Origin of the sequence: Paraglaciecola sp. (assembly GCF_051252315.1) — a bacterium.
In the GTDB taxonomy this organism is placed as follows: Bacteria; Pseudomonadota; Gammaproteobacteria; order Enterobacterales; family Alteromonadaceae; genus Paraglaciecola.
In genome coordinates this window covers 1-3,682 of sequence record NZ_JBPOFP010000214.1, presented here as the reverse complement: position 1 = coordinate 3,682, position 3,682 = coordinate 1, and the positions used below count along the sequence as shown (strand labels likewise).

Below are 3,682 nucleotides of genomic sequence, written 5' to 3'. Positions count from 1 at the left end.
GTTTCAAATTCAGGCAAACCAATCAAAATAGTGCGGGGATAAGTTAAAATACGAATCGCAGGTTTGATCTGAGCAAATATTTGTTCAAGCTTATCCGCATCTTTTTTAGCAGAGATCACTTTATCCTTGTCGCCTAATTCATCAAGTTTAGCCACAATATCTAAACTTTCTTTCATACATGAACCGTCATCAAACTGCAAAATGGGACAAACTTTGGCATCTATCAGGTCATAACAACTTTTTTCATCATCATTCAGAAGATAGACTTTCTCATGGGAAACATTTTTATAATTGGCCACCATATCTGCTCGAACGCAATAGGGGCAATGATCATATTGGTATAAATTCATTTTGGATTACCTTAATCTCTAGGGTATAGCTGTTCTAATCGTCTCGAGTTAGGACTTCTAGTAACTCAATTTCAAACGTCAGATCGGAATTGGCGGGAACCATATCACCAACAGTTCGTTCACCGTAGGCCAATGAAGCAGGCACAAATAAACGACGTTTTCCGCCGACTTTCATGCCCTGTAAACCGATAAACCAACCTTGGATTACGCGTTTTTTACTCAGCACAGTTTGAAAAGCCTGACCTTTTTTATAGGAAGAATCGAATTCTGTACCGTCAGCTAAAAAACCACGGTAATGAGCAGTAATTAAAGCGCTCTTCTGTGCAGCTTTACCCGTTCCTTCAATGAGATCTTCGATCTTTACTTGGTCTTGCATAGTAGTCTTTAGAAATGTTGACGAAAAATAAGGTGACTAAAATACCATTGTTTGTACCAATGATGAAATTCAGGCCTACAGATTATTGGCAATAATCCATAGACCGCAAAAGATAACGAGAACTAAAGTAACTTTTTGACCAAGTTTAGTTTCATTTTACTAAACGGCGGGTAGCGCAAAGCTGGGTCAATAAATGTTGCGCGTTTCATTACGGTTTTTAAATGACTGAATGTATTAAAACCTGATTGCCCATGATAATTACCCATTCCACTGTTGCCGACACCACCAAAGGGTAAGTTGGGATTAGTCATAAACATCATGCCATCATTGATGCAAACATTACCGGAACTCGTTGCATTCAATACCTGTTGTTCAAACTGAGTATTGTTTGTGTATACATAAAGCGCTAAAGGTTTAGCTCTGTGATTTACAAATTCAATACTATCTTCTATTTTTTCAACTGTGACTATGGGTAAAATTGGTCCAAAAATTTCTTCTAACATGAGAGGGCTGTCAGCAGGTGGATCGAGCACGACTGTCGGCGCTAAGAACTTTTGTTCTGAATCAAATTCACCACCCATAACAACATTTTGATTATCAAGGTATGAAACTAATCTGTCTAAATGGCGAGTGTTAACAATGCGTCCATAATCTTTATTATTTTTAATATCATTGCCATAAAACTCATTGAGCTTTTTCTTTAACCTAGTAAGAAATTTTTCACTCTCTGACTTTTCTATTAAGACGTAATCTGGCGCCACGCAAGTCTGCCCTGCATTCATCCATTTATTCCAAATAATCCGCGAAACGGTCACGTCTAAGTTAGTGCCACTATCAATAATACAAGGGCTTTTACCGCCTAACTCTAATGTCACAGGAGTAAGGTTTTCAGAGGCTGCACGCATGACAATTTTAGCGACTCCTTCACCGCCTGTGTACATAATATGATCGAATTTTTGTTTCAATAATTCGGTCGTTTCAGGCACTGCGCCTTCAATAACACAGCTAGCTTGCTTGTCGAGATAATCAGGAATTAATTTTGCGAGCAACTCTGAACATGCAGCTGAAAGCTCAGATGGTTTTATAACCACACAATTACCTGCAGCAATGGCTGCAACTATAGGACCTAACACAAGCTGAATTGGATAATTCCAAGCTCCGATAATCAAAACTGTGCCTAAAGGCTCCGGCAATTGATAACTTTTAGCTGGCTGGGCAACCAAAGGAGTACTGACTTTTCTGGGTTTCATCCACTTCTTGAGGCTTCTGATGGTATGCTCAATTTCACTGATGGTATAACCCACTTCTGAAGTCCATGCTTCATACTCTGACTTGGCTAAATCCTGACTTAAAGCTAATAAGAATGCACTTTCTTGCTCAACTAACATCTTTTTTAATTGATTGAGCTGCGATATCCGCCATTCATAGGAACGAGTTCCACCCGTATTAAAATATGATCTTAAATGATTTACCTGTTCACCAATATTATTTAAATCTGTTGTAGACATATTAAAAACCTAACTTATTATTGCTTCATTTTACTATTACCCAACAAAAATATGACAAATATTCATGTTTTGCAAATTTTATGTCAAACTAAGATGTAACCCTGTTTCATCTAGACGTTATTCCAACCTCAAAAATAACGATAAAATCTGAATAAATAAGGAACACAAGTGGCTATTACAAGAAGGGTCCCGAAGCAAAAACGTTCAATTGAAAAAGTAGAACGTATCCTAGACGTCACTGCAAAACTAATGAAGGAGATTGGCGCTGACAATATCACTACACATTTAGTGGCTAAAAGCGCAGGGATTGCAGTGGGATCTTTGTATCAATTTTTTCCTAATATCGAAACGGTGAAGGTGGCCTTAGTAGAAAGGGTGATGAATCAACTTTACCTAACAATCATGCAATCGTTACAAAGCACACCAGCCCATGAATTAGGTGAGTTATCAGAGCGTTTAATTGACGCGACATTGAAGTTCTATTGTCATCAGCAAGATGTTGTTCAAACTATTCTGGCTATTCGAAATACCGAAGCATTTGAGCAGGTAAAAGGGGCAAAAAATGAAAAAGTTATTTCGGGCATAGTGTCGTATATCAATAGTCACAACCAACATATCAATCTAGAACAACTAACGCGCAAAACCAGGGTTGCTATTATGTTGTCCGACGTCATGACTTTTTTGGTGTGGACAGCAGTTACAGAAAAAGAACGCTTGGCTTATATTCAAGAATGGAAACTATTATCAAATGGATATGCCATGACCATTAATAGATAAACCCATTGCCACTTAATTATTCTGGTATTTGTACACCATCTTCAATTTCTTCCATCGCCACAACGTAATAACCTTCCATAAGTACACTTTTTAGTTCTGTATACACTTTAAAACGCTTAATGCCCTGAAACTTCGTCATTATGTTCACAGCCATAATGACAAAACTATCATTGGCTGGGGTGAGAGATTCCATTTTCAATTCCCATAAATTTTCAATGGCTTTTTGATAGTGGGGATCAGGATAAGCTTTGTGCCACCAATGATCTTTATCTGGAATTTCGTCTAAGTCCCAACCTATCACTTCACTAAATCTAGTATTGACAAAAATTAAGGGGTGGTTGAGCGTATCAGGCGTATTTTTGACGACCACAATAGGCAAAGGCAGCATATCAAAAAATTCTTTTGGGATTGACATAGAAATAGCTCTCTGTAGAAATACCAAACAGAACATCTGCTTAATACTTTAAAACTATGTTGAGTTTATTAACAAGTCAAATTAAGCCAATTAGTTTGACCTAACAACTATTGTTAAGATTTAGCTTTCATATCTTCACGTAGTTGGGATGGTAAAATGCCAAATTGTAATTTAAATTGACGGCTAAAATAACTATGCTCTGAAAAACCGCAACGATAAGCAATTTCAGCAATAGGTAAACGACTTTCAATTAACA

6 protein-coding genes are annotated in these 3,682 nt (G+C 37.4%); 1 reads left to right on the top strand and 5 read right to left on the bottom strand.

Features of this window, described 5'->3' with window-relative positions; genetic code table 11:
- From ACSHXM_RS21295 to ACSHXM_RS21285, 3 genes are all read right to left on the bottom strand, one after another.
- A partial coding sequence (locus ACSHXM_RS21295) for a glutathione S-transferase N-terminal domain-containing protein (protein WP_435692339.1) occupies positions 1-350 on the bottom strand: 350 nt, incomplete at its 3' end.
- A 34-nt stretch (positions 351-384) separates the two neighbouring features.
- Positions 385-726, bottom strand: coding sequence for an FKBP-type peptidyl-prolyl cis-trans isomerase (locus ACSHXM_RS21290; protein WP_435692337.1), 342 nt, complete (start codon positions 724-726; stop codon positions 385-387).
- Between the two features lie 122 nt (positions 727-848).
- Complete coding sequence (locus tag ACSHXM_RS21285; protein WP_435692335.1) at positions 849-2,234, bottom strand: aldehyde dehydrogenase family protein; 1,386 nt, start codon at positions 2,232-2,234, stop codon at positions 849-851.
- Positions 2,235-2,402: 168 nt separating this feature from the next.
- On the opposite strand from ACSHXM_RS21285, the gene ACSHXM_RS21280 reads away from it, so the two are divergent.
- The gene (locus ACSHXM_RS21280) at positions 2,403-3,011 is read left to right on the top strand and encodes a TetR/AcrR family transcriptional regulator (RefSeq protein ID WP_435692333.1); all 609 of its coding nucleotides are present in this window, start codon (positions 2,403-2,405) and stop codon (positions 3,009-3,011) included.
- Between the two features lie 16 nt (positions 3,012-3,027).
- On the opposite strand, the gene ACSHXM_RS21275 is transcribed toward ACSHXM_RS21280, so the two are convergent.
- Together ACSHXM_RS21275 and ACSHXM_RS21270 are read right to left on the bottom strand one after the other, a co-directional pair.
- Positions 3,028-3,426, bottom strand: coding sequence for a hypothetical protein (locus tag ACSHXM_RS21275; protein ID WP_435692331.1), 399 nt, complete (start codon positions 3,424-3,426; stop codon positions 3,028-3,030).
- A 113-nt stretch (positions 3,427-3,539) separates the two neighbouring features.
- Complete coding sequence (locus ACSHXM_RS21270; protein ID WP_435692341.1) at positions 3,540-3,677, bottom strand: helix-turn-helix domain-containing protein; 138 nt, start codon at positions 3,675-3,677, stop codon at positions 3,540-3,542.
- Positions 3,678-3,682 lie beyond the last annotated feature (5 nt).

Excerpts from the sequence above, each read along its gene's own strand:
- ACSHXM_RS21275 (WP_435692331.1), bottom strand. The coding sequence starts at position 3,426 with ATGTCAATCCCAAAAGAATTTTTTGATATGCTGCCTTTGCCTATTGTG.
- ACSHXM_RS21290 (WP_435692337.1), bottom strand. The coding sequence starts at position 726 with ATGCAAGACCAAGTAAAGATCGAAGATCTCATTGAAGGAACGGGTAAA.
- ACSHXM_RS21285 (WP_435692335.1), bottom strand. The coding sequence starts at position 2,234 with ATGTCTACAACAGATTTAAATAATATTGGTGAACAGGTAAATCATTTA.